We start from the raw sequence: 18,670 nt of genomic DNA, 5'->3' as shown, positions 1-18,670 counted from the left end.
CGGCCGGCAGCGCCGGCCGGGAAGTTGGCGTCATGCGGCCCGGCGCTCCCCGCCGATCCAGGTTTCGCGCACGTGCAGGGTATCGTCCAGCACCGCGAAATCCGCGCGCTGGCCCGGGGCGATGCGGCCGTGGGTCTGTTCCAGGCCGAGCCATTCGGCCGGATAGGCACTGGCCATGCGCGAGGCTTCGGCCAGGGGCAGGCCGAGCAGGTTGACCGTGTTGCGAACGGCGCTGGCCATGTCCAGCGCGCTGCCGGCGAGCACGCCGGCGTCGTTCATGCAGACGCCGTCGCGCGCGACGATGGTCTGCCCGTTGAGCGTGTAGTCCGGACGCCCGCTGCCTACCGGCGGCATCGCGTCGGTGACCAGCACGCACTTGCCCGGCGGCTTGGCGTTGATGGCGATGCGCAGCGAGGCGGGGTGCACGTGGTGGCCGTCGACGATCAGCCCGCACCAGCTCGCCGGGTCGTCCAGCGCCGCGCCGACCACGCCCGGTTCGCGGCTGGTGAGCGGGGTCATCGCGTTGAAGAGGTGGGTGAAACCGCACACGCCGGCGTCGAGCGCCGCGCGCGTGGCGGCGTAGTCGGCGGCGGTGTGGCCGGCGACCACGCGCACGCCGGCATCGGCCAGGCGCGCGATCACCGCCGCCTCCACCCGCTCGGGCGCGAGGGTCAGCATCACCACGCCGCGGCGCTGCGCGGTGAGCGCCAGCAGGTCGTCCGCATCGGGCGTGCGGAACAGCGAGGCGTCATGGATGCCTTTGCGCGCGGGTGCCAGGAACGGGCCTTCCAGGTGGATGCCCAGGATCCCCGGCACGCCCTGCGCGATGGCCGCGTCCACCGCATCGAGCGCCGCCCGCATCTTGGCGGCGGTGTCGGTGATCAGCGTGGGCAGCAGGCCGGTGGTGCCGAAGCGGCGATGCGCCGTGGCGATTCCGCGCAGCGTCTCGACCGTGGGTGCGTCGTTGAACAGCAGCCCGCCGCCGCCGTTGACCTGCACGTCGATGAAGCCGGGCAGCAGCAGCGCGCCGGCCAGGTCGTGGCGCCCGGCCTGCGCCAGGCGCGGGTCATCGGCGGCTGCCAGGGCTGCCACGTGCCCATCGCGCACGAGCACCGCGACGTCGTCGCGCAGGCCCTCGTCGGTCAGCACGCGACCGTGGACCAGGGCGAGCAGGGACTCGGGCATTACAGGGTCTCCGTGACTTTGCGCAGGTGCGGCGGGACATCCGGATCGTAGCCGCGCGCCAGTGAAAGCGCGCTGGCTGCGCGGTAGAAACTCTGCACGGCGAGCAGCGGGGTGGTGATCGCGGGCACGCCGGCCGGTAGCGGCAGCGCGTCGGGGCCACTGGCGCCGGGCGCGGCGAGCCACACCTGCGCACCGCGTTTGCGGAACTCGGCGGCGACGCCGAGGGTGCCTTCCAGCGAGCCGTCGTCCTGCGCGAACACCAGCACCGGAAAGCCGGCGCCGACCAGCGCCATCGGCCCGTGCTTCACTTCGGCCGCGCTGAAGGCCTCGGCGTGCAGCCCGCAGGTTTCCTTGAACTTCAGCGCCGCCTCCAGCGCGGCACCGAAGCCGTAGCCGCGGCCGACCACGAACAGGTTGTGCGTTCCGCGCAGTCCGTCGACGAGCGCCGACCAGTCCGCGTCCCAGCCCGTGCGCAGGTCCTGCGGCAGGCGCTCGAGCGCCGCGTGCAACGCCCCGTCGCCGCTCCAGCAGGCGGTGAGCTGCAGCACCGCCGCGAGCGTGGCCAGATAGCTCTTGGTCGCGGCCACGCTGCGCTCGGGGCCGGCGTGCAGCGGCACCACCGCGTCGGCCGCCTGCGCGAGTGGCGAGCCGGTGTCGTTCACCAGCGCCACCACGTAGGCACCCGAGGCCTTCGCCGCCTTCGTGCTGAGCAGCAGGTCCGGGCTCTTGCCGGATTGGGAGACGGCCAGGAACAGCGCCCCTTCCAGGTCCAGCGGCGCGTCGTAGATCGAACTCACCGCCGGCGAGGCCGAGGCGGTGACCACGCCCAGGCGCGTCTCGAACACGTACTTGGCGTACGCGGCGGCATGGTCGGAACTGCCGCGCGCACAGGTGACGATGCAACGCGGCGGGCGCGCGCGCAGGCGGTCACCGAGCGCGGCCAGCAGGCCGGCGTTGGCGGCGAGCTGGTGCGCGACCACGTCGGCGGCCGACTGCGCCTCCTGGTACATCAGGGTGTCACGGGGTGATTTCATGGGGGTTCCGGGGACGGACAGGCGGATGTTTCCTCTCCGCTCGGGAGAAGGTGCCCGAAGGGCGGGTGAGGGTTTGGGCGGCGTGGCGTGTGCGGCGGTGCCGGACCCCGACCCCTCTCCCGCAGGGAGAAGGGCTCAGGCGCGGGTCGCTGGAGCCAGGGCCCTTCGACTTCGCGGCGCTGCGCTCAGGGCGAGCGGCTTCTTTTTCGCCTTCGCAGGGGACGGGCGCAGCCCAAGGGCGAACGATTCTCCCGCCACCGGTCGCCCTAAGCGCAGGCCCGCAGGGCCGGCATCGAAGGGCAGCAGGCCTGGCTGCCGCGCAATGCCTCAACCCTTCCGCGGCGGCGCGGTCGATCCACGCACCACCAGCTCCGGCACGAAGCCCTCGTTGGCGGTCTGCGGTGCGGAGCCGCCCTGCTGCAGCTCGGCCATCAGCCGCAACGCCGCGTGGCGGCCGATCTCGGCGGTCGACTGCCGCGCGGTGGTGAGCGCCGGCCAGGCCTGCTTGGAGAACGGATTGTCCTCGAAGCCGGCGATGGACAGGTCCCACGGCACGTCCAGCCCGGCCGAGCGCGCGGCGGCCAGCACACCGGCGGCGATCTCGTCGTTGCTGCCGAAGATCGCGGTCGGCGGTTCCTTCAGGGCGAGCAGCTTGCGCGCGCCGCGGAAGCCGTCGTCGAACGCATAGCGCCCGGGCAGGATCAGCTTCTTGTTGAGCGCGATGCCGTAGTCCTTCAGCGCATCGGCATAGCCCTGGTACCGCTCCGGACTGGAACGGTGGTGCGGCTCGCCCCACAGGAAGCCGATCCGCGTGTGGCCGAGCTGGATCAGATGCTCGGTGATCGCGTAGGCCGCGTCGCGGTCGTCCACCCACACGCAGGGGGAGCCGTCGCAGGGGTCCTCGCGGGCGGCGAGGATGCGCACGAACGGGATGTCCTGCGCTTTCAGCGCGGCGATCAGCTGCGGCTGCTCGGACATCGGCGGCGCCAGCACCAGCCCGGCCAGGCGCGAGCGGCGCACCAGCGCGCACAGCTCCTCGGCCAGGTGCGGCGAGGAGGCGTCGCAAGGGTGGATCTGCAGGCCGAAGCCGCGCTCGCGGCAAGCCGACAGCACGCCATTCTGCATGCTGATGACGTAGTGCGCGTTCGGGTTGTCGTAGACCAGCCCGATCGCATACGAGTGCGCCGCGCGCAGGCTGCGCGCCGAGAGGTTCGGGCGATAGCCCAGCGCCTCGATCGCCCGCTCGACCTTCTCGCGCGTGTCCTCGCGCACCGACGCCTCGCGGTTGATCACCCGCGATACGGTCTTCAGCGACACGCCGGCGCGCTTGGCGACATCCTTGATGGTGGCGTGGCGCAACGACGGGTTCTCCGCGGGACTGGCGCGCCATCCTAGCCCACCGCCACGCCGGCGTGGCGGTACCTTCACTGCCGACGGGCGCCATCATCGTCACGCAGGCCCACGCGGTGGCCGCGCAGGCCGTAGAACAGGATGTAGAGGTAGCAGGGCACCATCAACGCCGCGAACACCAGCTGGAAGTCGAAGTGGGCCTTCAGGTGGGCGAACAGCTGCGGCACCACCGCACCGCCGGCGATGCCCATGACCAGCAGCGCCGAGCCCGCCTCGGTGTGGCGCCCCAGCCGGTTGATCGCCAGCGGGAAGATCGCCGGCCACATCATCGCGTTGGCAAACCCGAGTGCGGCCACGAAGCCGACCGAGACGTAGCCGCGGGTGAGGTAGGCGCACAGGCTGAACAGCACGCCCAGCACCGCCGAGACGGCGAGATAGCGCTGCTGGGTCAGGACCCGGGGAATCAGCACCAGCCCCGCCACGTAGCCGAGCAACATGCCGCCGAGGGTGAAGGCGGTGAAGAACTTGGTCTGGTCCAGTGGCAGGGCGAAGCCGGCGCCGTAGGTGCCGATCGCATCGCCCGCCATCACCTCCACGCCCACGTATACGAACAGGCACAGCACCCCGAGCCACAGGTGCGGAAAGCCCAGGATGCTGGTGTCGGCATCGCCGGTCGGCTCGCTGTTGGCCCTCGCCGGGCGGATCTCCGGCAGCGACGAACGCATGATCCAGACCGCCAGCAGTGCCAGCAGCACCGCCATGCCGAGGTAGGGCGCGTGGATTTTGGCGGCAAACGCATCCAGCAGCGCTTCGCGCGCCTGCGGCGTGGACGCCGCATGCACCCGCGCGTCGATGTCGCCGATGCCGGCGAGCACCAGCGAGCCGATCACGATCGGCGCCAGGATGCCGGCCACCTTGTTGCAGATGCCCATCACCGCGATGCGCTGCGCGGCGCTTTCGATCGGCCCGAGAATGCTGATGTAGGGATTGGACGCGGTCTGCAGCAGCGACAGGCCGGCGCCGATCACGAACAGGCCGACCAGGGCACCGGCGAACACGCGCATCGTGGCGAACTGGCCGAACGCCATGGCGCCGAGCGCCATCACGAACAGCCCCAGCGCCATGCCTTTCTTCATGCCGGTGCGCCGCAGCACCATCGACGCCGGCAGCGAGAACACGAAGTAGGAGATGTAGAAGGCGAACGGCACCAGGAACGCGTAGACGTCCTGCACCTGGAAGGCCAGCTTCACGAAGGCGATCAGCGGCCCGTTGAGCCAGGTCACGAAGCCGAAGATGAAAAACAGCAGCCCGATCACCAGCATCGGTCCCAGGGCCGAGGGCCTGGATGGGCTGCTCGCAAGCGAGGTGGACGACATGGACGGCTCCTGTCAGGCAAACGCATGGCGATGCGAGCGCCGCCAACGGGCACTCCCCCGGCCGGCTTTATGGCCTTGCCGGCCAACGTTGTCAATTTATGTCTCCGTGAGCCCCGGGACGGAAGCCGCAGGGCGGCCCCTTCTGCAGCAACCAGCGAGCTTTCGCTGACGCACCGCGTCATGCCCGCCCGGGTGGCTCCCGCCAAGCGCTGAGCCAAGCACCAAGCGGCCTGAAGGGCATACGTGTCACTGGCGCTAGTGCGCATCACGGGTCCTATGCTGCACCGCATGAAGTCCGCCCGCCAAAATGTCGGCAAAACGCGTTGACAACGTTGTCATCGCTGTCCAGACTCCGCCTCCGCCGACGTCCAGCGACGTCGGGCCTGGTGCAAGGGAGGAGTCGTGGCCGAGGTTGCCAACCCGAGGAGTGCGCCGCAGCGCCTGCCGCAGCCATCCGTGCTGCTGGCCGCCGACGTCGGCGGCACGCATGCGCGCGTGGGCCTGCTCAGTCGCCAGCCGAGCGGCGCCAGCCCGGTCACGGTGCTGCGCTACCAGCGCTATGCCTGCGCCGAATGGCCCAGCCTCACCGCGGTGCTGCAGCACTTCGTCTCCTGCCTGGACGCGCCCGCATCGATCGACCAGTGCGTGGTGGCCAGCGCCGGCTATGTGCTGGACGACGCCATCGTCAACGACAACCTCGCCTGGCCGGTGTCGATCCGCGACATCCGCGAAACCCTGGCGCTGGACCACCTGGCGGTGATCAACGATTTCGAGGCGGTCGCCTGGGCGACCCAGTTCCTGACCGACGCCGACACGCTGCCGGTGATCGAGACCAGTGCGCCGCCGCAGCGCGGACCGGTGCTGGTGATGGGCCCGGGCACCGGCCTGGGCTCGGCGGTGTTGCTGCCGGGCCAGCCCCACGCGGCGGTACTCGCCACCGAGGCGGGGCAGATCGCGCTGGCGCCAGGCAACGAACGCGAGATCGAGATCCTGCGCCTGCTCGCGCGCGAGCGATCGCATGTCGCCTTCGAACACGCGCTGTCGGGCCCCGGCCTGCGCAACCTCTATCGCACGATCAGCACGCTGCGCGGGACCCCCGCGGTGCTTTCCGAACCCAGCGCGATCACCCACGCGGCGCTGATGGGCAGTGACGCGGCGGCGGTCGAGGCGGTGGAGGTGTTCTGCGGCCTGCTCGGCAGCTTCGTCGGCGACCTGGTGCTGCTCTACGGCGCGCGCGGCGGGGTGTTCCTCGCCGGCGGGATCCTGCCGCAGATCCGCCAGCTGCTGCTGGCCAGCCGCTTCCGCGAGCGCTTCTTCAACAAGGGCGTGATGCGCCCGTACCTGCAGCAGGTTCCCGTACGACTGATGGAGCACGGCCAGCACGGCGTGATCGGCGCGGCCGGGCTGGCCCTGGCCGGCCAGGTCGAACCCGGCCGGGCTTCGATGACCGCATAACAAACGGGCGCAAGCCCTTGCAACCAACCAGCATCACCGCGACGCGCGTGCTGCTGATCCGACTGGAGGGGAGCACCATGTCACACCGCAAGACGCTGTTAGCCGCAAGCATCGTCGCCAGCCTTTGCCTGGCCGGCACGCTGCATGCCCAGGACGCGGACCAGGCCACGACCGGTACCGACGCCACCGCACAGACCCCGGCGGCCCCGTCCGGGAAGGACAGGATCAAGCAGCTGTCGACCGTTACCGTCACCGGCATCCGTGGCTCGGTGGAGAAGGCGCTCGACATCAAGCGCGATTCCAACTCGACCATGGAAGTGGTCACCGCCGAGGACGTCGGCAAGCTGCCGGCGCACAACGTGGCCGACACGCTGCAGCGCCTGCCGGGCGTGAACATCAGCTCCTCCAGCGCCGACGAAGGCGGCTTCGACGAAGCCGACCGCGTCAGCCTGCGCGGCACCAGCCCAAGCCTGACCCAGACCCTGATCAACGGCCACGGCGTCGGTTCGGCCGACTGGTTCGTGCTCAGCCAGGGCAACAACGTCGGCCGCAGCGTGAGCTATACCCTGCTGCCGTCCGAACTGGTCAGCCGGGTGGAGGTGCACAAGTCCTCCGAGGCGCGCTTCCAGGACGGCGGTACCACCGGCAACGTCGATATCATCACGCGCAAGCCGCTGGACTTCGAAAAGCAGGTCTCGGGCGATCTCAGCGTCGGCGGCGTCTATGCCGACGGCCCGGGCAAGACCGATCCGCAGTTCTCGGGACTCTTCAACTACAAGAACGACGCCAGCACCTTCGGCGTGCTGGTGCAGGCGTTCAAGCAGAAGCGTCATCTGCGCCGCGAGGCGCAGGAGATTCCCGGCGGCTTCGCGGTAATCGACCCGACCTCGCCGCTCGCGCAGAGCAACCCCGACCTCGCCGGCGTATCGGTGCCCGGCCTGCTCGGTTCGACCCTGTTCGAGCAGGTCCGCGACCGCAAGGGCGGCCTGGTGGAATTGCAGTTCCGGCCGAGCGACGACCTCACGCTGGGCGCCAGCGGCTTCTACTCGAAGATGAAGGCCAACAACTACAACCGCAACTTCATGCTGTGGGGTGGCAACTTCGCGACCAGCCAGGCGCCCGAGCCCGGCTACACCGTCGAGAACGGCGTGCTGACCAACGCGACCTACGCCGGCGTGCCGGGTACCAACTACGTCGTGTACGACATGATCTACCGCGAGGCCTCGTCCAGGACCCAGTACTACACCCTCGACGCGGACTGGAACGTCACCGACAACCTGTCGGCGAAATTCCAGGCCGGCACCACCAAGGGCATCGGCGAGACGCCGCGCCAGTTCATCGCCGAAGTGACCGCGGCCAACGGCGGTGGCGCCAGCTGGACCACGCACGGCAACAGTGCACCGGTGGACTGGAGCGTGGGCGGCGACATCAGCCCGGCGGGCGTCACCAGCTTCGGTACCTGGGGCAACCAGGAAGTGCGCGCCGTGGACAAGGAGAACTGGTTCACCGCGGACTTCACCCAGTACTTCAACGCCGGCGTGGTGCAGTCGTTCGACTACGGCGTGCGCTACGCCAAGCACGATCGCGAGGCGCAGTCGCCCGAGGGTGCCTCGCCCGGCGACATCTGGTCGACCCTGCAGAACGGCGCCACCGCGAACTATCCGGGCCACTTTGCCGAGGGCATCGGCGGCACCTTCCCGCGCGACCTGTGGTACTTCACCCCGGGCGCGCTGAAGGACGCGATCATCGCCAACTCCACCTGGCTGTCCAACAACGACGGCCCCACCGGCCGCCACAACTACGGCGCCGAGTGGAGCGTCGACGAGAAGAACCTCGCGGCCTATTTCCAGGTCAACCTCGAGGGCGACAACTGGAGCGGCAACGCGGGCCTGCGCTACGTCAACATCAAGCAGGGCATCGACACCTACTTCGCCGATACTGTCTCGCCCGACGTGAGCAGCCTGTTCGGCGCGTGGGACCGGCGCCACTACGACAACAAGTACAGCCGCGTGCTGCCCAGCGCGAACCTGAAGTTCAACCTCGCCGACAGCCTGGTGCTCCGCGTCGCGGCTTCGCAGACGCAGACCCTGCCCGACTACTCCGCGCTGGGCGCTTCGTCCTACGGCTCGGATCTCAACAAGACCGGCGGCGGCGGCAACCCGAAGCTGAAGCCGGTGGTCTCCACCAACCTCGACGCCGGCCTGGAGTGGTACTTCATGCCGCGCGGCCTGCTCTCGGCCACCGCGTATGCGATGAACATGAAGGACTACGTGGCCTACGGCGTCCAGACGCAGATGCTGTACAGCGAGCTGACCCACCAGCTGGAGGCCTACCAGGTATCCATGCCGATCAATGCCGACGCCAAGGTCCGCGGCGTGGAGCTGGCGTACGACCAGCCGATCGGCCAGTACTTCGGTATCACCACCAACTACACCTACGCCGACGGCAGCTCGGACTACACCTGGGCCGACGGCAGTGATCACCTGCTGGGCACCTCGAAGAACACCTACAACGTCGGTGCCTACTTCGAGAACGACACCTTCGGCGCCCGCGTCAGCTACACCCGCCGCTCGTCGTTCCTGATCGGCCTGTCCGGCACGCACCCGTACTACCAGGACAGCTTCGGCACGCTCGCGGCCTCGCTCAGCTACAAGGCCACCGACTGGCTGAGCTTCAGCCTGGATGCGCTCAACCTCAACAACCCGACCATCAAGTACTACCAGAGCGCCGCCATCCCGACCTCGTTCTACGAGAACGGGCGGCAGTACTACCTCAACGCACACCTGAGCTTCTGATCCATCGCGATTCACGCGGGCCACGGACGGCCCGCGCTCCCCGCTCGGGCCCGGTCGGCATGTTCGGGCCCCTTTTTTTGCGCAGGCCGCGGCAATGGCAAGCTGGGCCATCAGAGGAGATGCCGATGCGCCATCCGTTCCTGTCCCGTTGCGCGTGCGTGCTGCTCGGGTTCGCCCTGCTGCCGGCAGGCGCGGCTTCCGCCGGGGGGCCGTCGCCGCCGCCCCTGATTCCGTTCCCGGCGCAGGTCCGCCTGCAGCCGGGCGGTTTCCGCGTGGATGTGCACACGCCACTGGTGCTGGCCAGCCCCGAGCCGGCCACCCGGCAGACCGCGCAGTACCTTCGCAGCCTGCTGGCGCGGACGCGTGGCCTGGAGCTGTCCATCGCCCGTGCGCGCAGCGCGCCGCGCGCGATCGTGTTGCGGCGCGATCCACGGACGCCGGTGACGCAGGCCGGCGGCTATGCCCTCACCGCCACCCCCGAAGGCATCGAGGTCGCCGCACGCGACGATGCGGGCTTGTTCCATGGCGCGGTCACGCTCTATCAGCTGCTGACGCCCGACAGCCGGCGGGGCGCGGTGGAGGTGCCCGCACTCGCCATCCGCGATTGGCCGCGCTTTGCCTGGCGAGGGGTGATGCTCGACTCGGCACGCCACTTCCAGAGTGTGGTCGAGGTCGAGCGCCTGATCGACCAGATGGCCCAGCACAAGCTCGACGTGCTGCACTGGCACCTGACCGACGACCAGGGCTGGCGCATCGAGATCAAGCGTTACCCCGAGCTGACCCGGATCGGCGCCTGGCGCACGCCGCCGGGCGCGGGCCACGACGGCGAGCCGGCACGCTACGGCGGCTTCTACACCCAGCAGGAGATCCGCCAGGTGGTCGCCTACGCCGCCGCCCGCCACGTCACCATCGTGCCGGAGCTGGACATGCCCGGCCACGCGCAGGCGGCGGTGGCCTCCTACCCGCAGATCGGCGTCACCGGCGCGCGGCCCCGGGTGTCCGCCGATTCCGGCATCAACCCCTGGCTGTACAACGTGGACGAGGACACCTTCGCGTTCATCGAGCACGTGCTCGACGAGGTGATGGCGCTGTTCCCGTCGCCGTACATCCACGTCGGCGGCGACGAGGCGATCAAGGACCAGTGGCAGGCCTCGCCCGCGGTACAGGCGAAGATGCGTGAGCTGGGTATCCGCAGCGAGGATGCGCTGCAGGGCTGGTTCATCGGCCGCATTGGCGGCTACCTCGAGCAGCACGGGCGCAAGCTGATCGGCTGGGACGAGATCCTCGAGGGAGACAACCTGCCGGCGAGCGCCGCGGTGATGTCCTGGCGCGGCATCGACGGCGGCATCAAGGCGGCGCTGCTCGGACACGACGTGGTGATGTCGCCCTCGCCGGGTCTCTATTTCGACCACGTGCAGAGCGATGTGCCCGGCGAATACGCCGGCCGGTACGGGGTGGAGTCGCTCAGGGACGTGTACGGGCTGCAGGTCGTGCCCGACGTGCTCGATGCGGCCCACGCCAAGCACGTGCTGGGTGTACAGGCCAATGCGTGGACCGAGCACATGCCCACCATGGCGCACGTGGAGCACCAGCTGTTCCCGCGACTGGACGCGCTCAGCGAAGTGGCCTGGTCGCCCGCCGACCGCCGCGACTGGCCCGGCTTCCTCGCCCGCCTGCCGGCGCAGCTGGCGCGCTACCGCGCACAGCACGTCAACGTGGCCGACAGCGCGTTCGCGGTGGCCATCGACGCTGACCGCAACGTGGCGCTGGCCACCGGCAAGGCCACCGTCCGCCTGTCGAACCAGGCCGGCTTCGGCGCGATCCACTACACGCTGGACGGCCGCGCGCCCACGCCAGGCTCGCCGCGCTACGAGGGGCCCTTCAACGTCTCGTTGCCGGCGACCGTGCACGCCGCCAGCTTCGCCGCGGACGGCAGCGCCCTGGCGGCGCCGCGCACGCGCGTGCTCGATCGCGCCAGCCTGCTTTCGCTGCCCGGCACGGCGCTGGCGAACTGCCCCGGCAGCGACTTCCGGCTGCTCGTGCAGCCGACGCCCGATGCGACGAGCACCCGGCCGGTGTACGCGGTCAACCTGTTCGACGCCTGCCAGCGATTCCCGCCCACGCTGATGGACGGCATCGGCGCCATCCGCGTCGATGCGGTACGGCTGCCGCGCAACTTCCAGCTGGCGCACGAGCAAAAGCTGGTGGTGTCGCGGCCACATGCCACGCGGTTCGGGGAACTGGTGGTGCACGAGGATGACTGCGCCGGCCCGGTGCTGGCCCGCATGGCGCTGCCCGACCCCACGCACGGCCCCCGCCGGTTCACGCTCGGCGCCCGGCTGCCGGTGCAGGCGGGCGAGCATGGCCTGTGTCTGGCCTGGACTGCACCCATCGACGGTCCGCTTTATGCGCTGGGCCGCGTGTCGCTGGAAGCCACGCCATGAGGGGCTGCGACCCGGTCGTCCGTGGCCGCGGCCCCCGGATGCCGGCATGAGCGAGGGGAGCGGCCGCCTGGCTTCGCTCGACGCCCTGCGCGGCCTCACCGTGGCCGGCATGCTGCTGGTCAACGACCCGGGCGACTGGGATCACGTATACCGGCCGCTGGAACACGCCGGCTGGAACGGTTGCACGCCCACCGACCTGGTGTTCCCGTTCTTCCTGTTCGTCATGGGCGTGTCCGTTGTGCTGGCGATCCTGCCCCGGCTGGCGCAGGGCGAGGCGCCCGGCCGGCTGCGCGACGCGGCGCTGTGGCGGGCGCTGCGCATCCTCGCGCTGGGCCTGGCGATCAATGCGCTGGCGGCGTGGTGGCTGCCGGAGCGCGCGATGCGCTGGCCGGGGGTCCTGCAACGCATCGGCGTGTGCTTCGCGGTGGTGGCGGCGTTCGCCATCTACACGCCGCGGCGGGCCTGGTGGATCGCCATCGCGGCGTTGCTGGCCGGCTATACCGCGCTGCTGGTGTCCGGGGGCACGCTGGCCAGGTGGGACAACATCGTCGACCGCATCGATGGCGCGGTGTTCGGCCACTACGTGTGGGATCACAACCCCGCCACCGGGCAGGTACACGACCCCGAAGGCCTGCCCGCCACGCTGCCCGCGATCGCCAGCAGCCTGATCGGCCTGTGTGCGGGCGTGTGGCTGCGCGAGGCCCGGCTGGCGCGGCTGCTCGCCGCCGGTGTGGTGGCGCTGGCGCTCGGCGCGGCCTGGTCGTGGTGGATCCCGCTCAACAAGAACCTGTGGACTCCCTCGTTCGTGCTGTGGACCGGTGGCTGGGCGATCCTGGCGCTGCTGGCCTGCCACTGGCTGGTCGACCGGCGTGGCTGGCCGGCGCTCGGCCGACGCTTCGGCATGAACGCCATCGCTGCGTACGCCGGCTCCGAGCTGATGCAGATCCTGCTGCCCGCGCTGGGATGGCAGGAACCGCTCTACCGGCACCTGTTCGCCGGCTGGATCACACCCCTGGCCGGTCCGTGGGTCGCCTCGCTCGCATGGGCGGTGGCCTTCGTAGTGCTCTGGTGGGCGATCGTGTGGATCATGGACCGGCAACGGATCCACCTGAAGCTGTAGGGTGGACCGCAGCCCGTACCGCGCCACCCTCCGGAGCACCATGAGCGGACGCCCCCTGGTCATCGCCCATCGCGGCGCCTGCGCACATCTGCCCGAGCACACCCTGGTCGCCTACGCGCGCGCCATCGCCGACGGCGCGGACCTGATCGAGCCGGACCTGGTGATCACCGGCGACAGTGTGCTGGTGGCGCGCCATGAAAACGAAATCGGCGCGACCACCGACGTCGCCCGGCACCCGCGCTTCGCCGCGCGGCGTACGCGCAAGCGCATCGACGGGGTGCCGGTCGAAGGATGGTTCTGCGAGGACTTCACGCTTGCCGAGCTCAAGACCCTGCGCACCCGCGAACGCCTGCCGGCCCTGCGCGGCACCGCCCACGACGGGCAGTACCCGATCGCCACGCTGGAGGACATCATCGAACTGCTGGCGGCCGAAAGCGCGCGGCGCGGACGCGTCATCGGGCTGATTCCGGAGATCAAGCACGGCACCTGGTTCCAGCAGCAAGGCCTGGCCATGGAGCGGCGCCTGCTCGATACGCTGGACGCGCACGCCTGCACCCGCAGTGCGCCGGTGGTGATCCAGTCCTTCGAGCTGGCCAACCTGCGTGCTCTGCGGGCCTGCCTGGCGGGCCGGCCCAACGTGCGCCTGCTGCAGCTGGTCGACGAGCCTGGTGCGCAGCCGTGGGACATCGCGGCCAGTGGCGGCACGCTGCGCTACGCCGACCTGCTCACCCCCGCCGGCCTGCGCCAGGTGGCGGGCTGGGCCGATGCGATCGGCCCGGACGCGCGCGCGATCCTGCCGCTGGACGGGAGCGGCCGCCCCGGCGCGCCGACGTCACTGGTGCGCGATGCCCAGGCCGCCGGCCTGGCGGTCTATGCGTGGACCTTCCGTCCGGAAAACGCGTTCCTGCCGCCGGCCCTGTGGTGCGGCGACGACCCGGCGCAGCGCCATCCGCGGGGCTCGGTCGACGAGATCCGCGCCCACCTGGCGGCGGGCATCGATGCCTTCTTCACCGACGACCCCGCGCTGGGACGGCAGGTCGTCGACGGCGACCGCCCGCACGACCAGGAACACTGAAGCCACGGGTCGAGCGCAGCGGCACCGGTTTCCGGAGCAAAAAAAAGAGCGCCTCGATTGCTCGAGGCGCTTCCTTCCCGATGGGAGGTTACTCAGTAGTCGTACGACACGCCGAAGCGGACGTAACGCGGAGTTTCCCAGGCGATGGGCAGGTTGTAGTACGGGTTCGGTGCATCGGACACCCCGTAGTACGGGTACGACTGCGTCTTCTTCTGTTCGTTGAAGACGTTGTGCACGTCGACGCTGAACGCCAGCTTGTGGTCGGCGAAGGCCGGCCGGTATTCGGCGTTGATCGACACCACGTGCGTGGTCGGGTTCCGGCCGGCGTCGCCGGGACGGGACGGCTGGCCACCGCAGAAGTGGTACGAGTAGACGCCGTAGCCGGCATCGATCTGGTCCGGACCATACGCGCCGTAGCAGTTACGCGGCGAGCCCGACTGCACCACCAGGTTGCCGGCCACCATGAACTCCGGCGTGACCTGGTACGCACCGAACGCCTTGAACGCGTGGGTGTGGTCGTTCGCCAGCAGGCCGTTCGAGTACGCCATCAGCGGGGCGTTGTCCCACGCCTGCGTGACGGACGGATCGCTGCGGGTACCGGCGTCGGAGTCGGTCTGCCCCTCGCTGTTGCCGTACGAGCGCGAGTAGACGTAGCTCACGCGGCCCCACCAGTTGCTGTCGCCCTTCGGATGCTCCAGGTGCAGCTCGGCGGAGTAGTAGTGGCGCTTCAGCTTCGGGAACCCGAAGTCCTTGTTGGTCATCGTGATGGTGTCGTAGCCACCGTCGGTGTTGCCGACCAGGAAGTCGTTCGAGCGACCGGCGTTGAACAGGTAGCAGCTGACCGAGCTCCAGTCCTGGTTGGCCAGGTCGTAGCCCATCTGGACGGACTTGGCCTTGACCGCGTCGATGTCGCAGAAGTCGTCGATCGCGGTGCCGAGCTTGCGGTAGGTCAGCTTGGCGCCGTAGACCCAGTCCTGCCCCAGCGTCTTGTCGAAGCCGGCGATGAACTCGTCCTGGTACTCGGCCTTCAGGCCCTTGGCGGTGACGGTCTTCGGGTCGGGCGCCTGGCCGTACTCGTTGTTGAGCGAGATCTCGGCACCCGGGCCATTGACCGTGTCGAACGGCTGGAAGCCGATCGGATAGCCGGTCACCGGATCGATGTCGGTGTACGAGCCGTAGACGCGGGTGTAGTAGGAACCCGAGGCGGCACGCAGGGCCGGTGCGGCGGGCAGCGCGAGGTAGTAGCGGCCGGCGTTGGCGTACACCTTGAAGGTGCTGTCGCCGAACACGTCCCAGGTGGCGCCCAGGCGCGGGGCCCACTGCGGCTTGTGCTGGTTGATGTAGGGCTCACCCGAACCGTTGTAGTTGGTGAACTGGTCGTTGCGCAGGCCGAGGCTGAGCAGCACGCGGTCGTTGACCTGCCACTTGTCCTCGATGTACTGCGCGCGCTGCTTGACCATCACGCTCGCGCTGGTTTCCTGGCGGTACTGGTCGACGTAGTAGACGACGCCGGCCGGCACGGTGACCTGGCCGCCGGCCAGCGGCTGGCCCGCGGTGATCGCACCGTATTCCCACGCAAACCCGGCGTTGCCGAACATGGACGCGCCGTCGTGGTTGTCCTCGGTCGACTGGTTGTCGAGGCCGGCCGACAGCAGGTGGTCGCCGAGCTGGTAGCTCACGTCCAGGCGCCAGTTCGTGGCCCTGCTCTCATGGGCCGGATCGGACACCTGCAGCAGGTTCTGCGGGTTGGTGATGCCGCCCGCCACGCCACCGTTGAGATTCGGGTCCTGGTCCTCCGAACCGAGGATGCGGATCAGGTTCGGATCGGCCGCGCCCGGCTGGGTGTAGAACTGGGTCCTCTGGCGGCCGAACTGCGCGGACACGGTCAGGTTGTCGGTCAGGTAGCCGGTGTACTTGGCCACCCACATCGACTGCTTGGTCGCTTCCTCGGTGGCGGCGTTGACGAAGTCGCCGCGCGTGCGCGTCTCGTTGTCGTAGTTGTAGATGTTGCCGGCGTAGGTGTCCTTGTAGCTGGCGCCGGTCACTTCCAACAGGTTGTTGTCGTCGATGTTCCAGTCCAGCTTGGCGTACAGCTTCGGATCGGTGTACGAGTAGTTGGTCTGGTGGTCCGCGGCGACGCTGGCGATGCTCTTGCCGGCGGTCTTCTCGCCTTCGGCGGCGACGAACGCGAACAGCTTGTCCTTGATCAGCGGGCCACCGGCATAGCCGGACGCGACGCCGTTCCAGGTCTTGTTCTCGTTGTTGTAGCGATACAGCTCGCCGGCGTTGCTCGACCCGTCCGCGAAGTAGGTGTTCCTCGGATCGGCCTTGCCCCACTGCGGGGTGTAGAGGAGCTGCCCGCCGAAGTGCCACTCGTTGGTGCCGCGGCGGCCCACGATGCTGATGACGCCGCCATCGGAACGGCCGTACATGGCGCCATAGCCGCCGGTCAGCACTTCTTCCTGGTCGATCGCGCCGTAGGGCAGCACCATGCCGCCGTAGCCGTTGATCGGATCGGTGGTGTTCATGCCGTTGATGTAATAGGCATTCTCGGAGACCGAGGAGCCACCGAAGGAGACCAGCGCCTGGCCGGTCGGGCTGGCGAAGCCGGTGCCCGTGGCGCCCTGGGCGACGCCCGGGGCAAGCAGGGCGATGGCTTCGGCGCTACGGCCCAGCGGCAGCTGCTGGAGCTGCTGCTGGGTAACCACGGTGCGCGAGTCGACCGCGGACACGTCGATGGCCGGCAGGGCGCTGGCCGAGACCGTGATCGCGCCGAGGTTCTGCGCGTTGGCGGCGGAAGCGAAATCGACTTCCGTACCTGCGCCGACGCGCAGGGTCACGTTGTTGCGGGTATCGACCGTCTTGCCGTCCTGGACGACAGTCACCGTGTACGTGCCCAGGGGCAGCGAGGCGAAGGAATAGCGGCCGCTCTGGTCCACCTGGACCTGGCGGGTCACGCCCGACGTGCTCTGGATCTGGACAGTCTGGCCGGCAGCGGCCTGGCCGAAGATGGCACCGGTGGTGGCCTGGCCGTAGGCCAGACCGGCCAGGCTCATGCCCACGGCCAGCGCCATCGCCGAGCGGCGATTGAACAATGCGTGCTTCATTACTACGGGGTACTCCAAATACTACGAACAGCAGCCCTCGGCCAGCGTCTGCGGCTGGTCTTGAGGGAATGAGACGGCGCGGGGCTTTGGGGAAAAGCTGCGCGCCACGGGCATCGTCGAGCTTGTGAGGTGACGATGTAAGTTCGAAGTTAAGTCAAAGCGCCGCTCAAGCGCAAGGCGCCTCTCTGCCTGCTGCCGGCGCGAAGTCGCACTTTGCGATACTGGTGTTGTCGAGTACCGCGGGTCGCACGCCTTGGCCCCCGCGCGACGCTCGCCACAGCCGAGTCTGCTTGCCTACTTCCGGGGCTGCTCCATGCACGTGCAGGAACTGATCATCCGCTGGGCCACGCCGGTGTTCTTCGTGCTGATCGGCCTGGAGCTGTGGATCGCGCGCCGCCGCGGCCGCGACGCCTACCGCGTTGGCGACGCGATCAGCAGTATCGGGCTGGGGGTGATTTCCCAGGTCGCGGGCGTGTTCGGCAAGCTGCTCTCGATCGGCATCTACGCCTGGGTGGCCACCCACCTGGCGCCTTTCAGCCTGCCGGCCGACAGCCTGGTGGTCTGGGTGGCGGCGCTGCTTGCCTACGACTTCCTCTACTACTGGCTGCATCGCGCCGGCCACGAGGTGAACATCCTCTGGGCGGCGCACGTGGTGCATCACCAGAGCGAGCACTACAACCTCTCCACCGCGCTGCGCCAGACCGGCAGCGGCGTGCTGCTGGGCTGGCTGTTCTACCTGCCGATGGCGCTGGCGGGCATTCCCACCGAGGTGTTCGTGGTGGTCGCGCTGATCGACCTGCTCTACCAGTTCTGGGTGCACACCGAACAGGTCGGCCGGCTGGGCTGGTTCGACCGCATGTTCTGCTCGCCGTCCAACCATCGCGCGCACCATGCGGTGAACGACCGCTACCTGGACCGCAACTACGGCGGCATCCTAATCGTCTGGGACCGGCTGTTCGGCACCTTCGTCGAGGAGGACGATGCCGACCCGCCGGTGTACGGCACCCGCGCGCCGCTGCGCAGCTGGAACCCGCTGTGGGCCAACGCCGAGGTGTACTGGGCGGCGGCCGCCGACATGTGGCATGCGCGGCGCTGGCGCGACAAGCTGCTGGTCTGGCTCAAGCCGCCCGGCTGGCGCCCGGCCGATGTCGCCGCGCGCTTTCCCAGGCCGGCCTTCGACATCCGGCGCGAGCGCTTCGCGCCGCCGATGTCGCGCGCACTGGCCGTGTACTGCCTGTTCCAGTTCGCGCTGCTGCTGGGGATGGCCACGCAGTTCCTCGGCCTGAGCGCCCGCGCCGGCCTGCCGACGCTGCTGGCCTATGCCGCCTACCTGGTCGGCAGCCTGACCGTGCTCGGTGCCCTGATGGAAGGGCGCCGCGCGGCACGCCGGATCGAGGCGGTGCGCGTGCTGGCCACCGCCGTGCTGCCTTGGGCAAGCGGCCGCTGGTTCGGCGTCGATCACCTCGATCCGCGCATCGCACTGGCGGTGCTGGTCGTGTTCGGGGCGAGCGCAATGGCGCTGCCGTGGTTTGCCCGACCGCCGTCCCGTGCAGCAGCGCCCCGGGGCGCGACCGGCACGGAGGGCAGTACGGATCATTGACCCGGAAGCGCTTGGCGGTGGCGCCCACCGGCGCTGGGGCAGCTTCCAGTCCGGCGCGGAAGCCCGGCCGCGCCGGCGGCAAAGGAAGCGGGCGGCGCTTCTCGAAAGGGGACAAGGGACCTCATCACC

The 18,670-nt window shown here is 69.5% G+C and carries 11 protein-coding genes; 6 read left to right on the top strand and 5 right to left on the bottom strand.

From position 1 onward, the window contains the following. Window positions 1-30: 30 nt before the first annotated feature. From nagA to VFH59_RS06835, 4 genes are all read right to left on the bottom strand, one after another. Complete coding sequence (gene nagA / locus VFH59_RS06850; protein WP_325164142.1) at window positions 31-1,185, bottom strand: N-acetylglucosamine-6-phosphate deacetylase; 1,155 nt, start codon at window positions 1,183-1,185, stop codon at window positions 31-33. After that, complete coding sequence (locus VFH59_RS06845) at window positions 1,185-2,219, bottom strand: SIS domain-containing protein (protein ID WP_325164141.1); 1,035 nt, start codon at window positions 2,217-2,219, stop codon at window positions 1,185-1,187. Before VFH59_RS06845 ends, nagA begins: the two co-directional genes overlap by 1 nt. 327 nt (window positions 2,220-2,546) lie before the next feature. Beyond that, window positions 2,547-3,578, bottom strand: coding sequence for a LacI family DNA-binding transcriptional regulator (locus VFH59_RS06840; RefSeq protein WP_325164140.1), 1,032 nt, complete (start codon window positions 3,576-3,578; stop codon window positions 2,547-2,549). Window positions 3,579-3,643: 65 nt separating this feature from the next. After that, window positions 3,644-4,945, bottom strand: coding sequence for a sugar MFS transporter (locus VFH59_RS06835; protein WP_325164139.1), 1,302 nt, complete (start codon window positions 4,943-4,945; stop codon window positions 3,644-3,646). Between the two features lie 402 nt (window positions 4,946-5,347). On the opposite strand from VFH59_RS06835, the gene glk reads away from it, so the two are divergent. The 5 genes from glk (at window position 5,348) to VFH59_RS06810 (ending at window position 13,834) form a co-directional block, all read left to right on the top strand. Continuing rightward, a complete protein-coding gene (gene glk / locus VFH59_RS06830) occupies window positions 5,348-6,400 on the top strand; it encodes a glucokinase (RefSeq protein WP_325164138.1) in 1,053 nt (350 codons plus the stop codon). Between the two features lie 77 nt (window positions 6,401-6,477). Next, window positions 6,478-9,195: a TonB-dependent receptor gene (locus tag VFH59_RS06825; protein ID WP_325164137.1), complete on the top strand. Its 2,718-nt coding sequence runs from the start codon at window positions 6,478-6,480 to the stop codon at window positions 9,193-9,195. Between the two features lie 125 nt (window positions 9,196-9,320). Next, window positions 9,321-11,639, top strand: coding sequence for a beta-N-acetylhexosaminidase (locus VFH59_RS06820; RefSeq protein ID WP_414655859.1), 2,319 nt, complete (start codon window positions 9,321-9,323; stop codon window positions 11,637-11,639). A gap of 46 nt (window positions 11,640-11,685) precedes the next feature. Continuing rightward, on the top strand, window positions 11,686-12,759 hold the full coding sequence (locus VFH59_RS06815; RefSeq protein ID WP_325164135.1) for an acyltransferase family protein: 1,074 nt from the start codon (window positions 11,686-11,688) through the stop codon (window positions 12,757-12,759). A gap of 40 nt (window positions 12,760-12,799) precedes the next feature. Then, window positions 12,800-13,834 (top strand): glycerophosphodiester phosphodiesterase, encoded by a 1,035-nt coding sequence (locus VFH59_RS06810; RefSeq protein WP_325164134.1) that lies wholly within the window; start codon window positions 12,800-12,802, stop codon window positions 13,832-13,834. 92 nt (window positions 13,835-13,926) lie between these two features. Here VFH59_RS06810 and VFH59_RS06805 read toward each other — a convergent pair whose 3' ends face one another. Then, the gene (locus VFH59_RS06805; RefSeq protein ID WP_325164133.1) at window positions 13,927-16,929 is read right to left on the bottom strand and encodes a TonB-dependent receptor; all 3,003 of its coding nucleotides are present in this window, start codon (window positions 16,927-16,929) and stop codon (window positions 13,927-13,929) included. 325 nt (window positions 16,930-17,254) lie between these two features. Between VFH59_RS06805 and VFH59_RS06800 the strand changes: the two genes are divergently transcribed. Next, the gene (locus VFH59_RS06800) at window positions 17,255-18,541 is read left to right on the top strand and encodes a sterol desaturase family protein (protein ID WP_325164132.1); all 1,287 of its coding nucleotides are present in this window, start codon (window positions 17,255-17,257) and stop codon (window positions 18,539-18,541) included. Window positions 18,542-18,670: the final 129 nt, after the last annotated feature.

The organism is Frateuria sp., assembly GCF_035695185.1.
Classification (GTDB): domain Bacteria; phylum Pseudomonadota; class Gammaproteobacteria; order Xanthomonadales; family Rhodanobacteraceae; genus Frateuria_A.
This window is presented reverse-complemented; position numbering and strand designations above follow the sequence as displayed.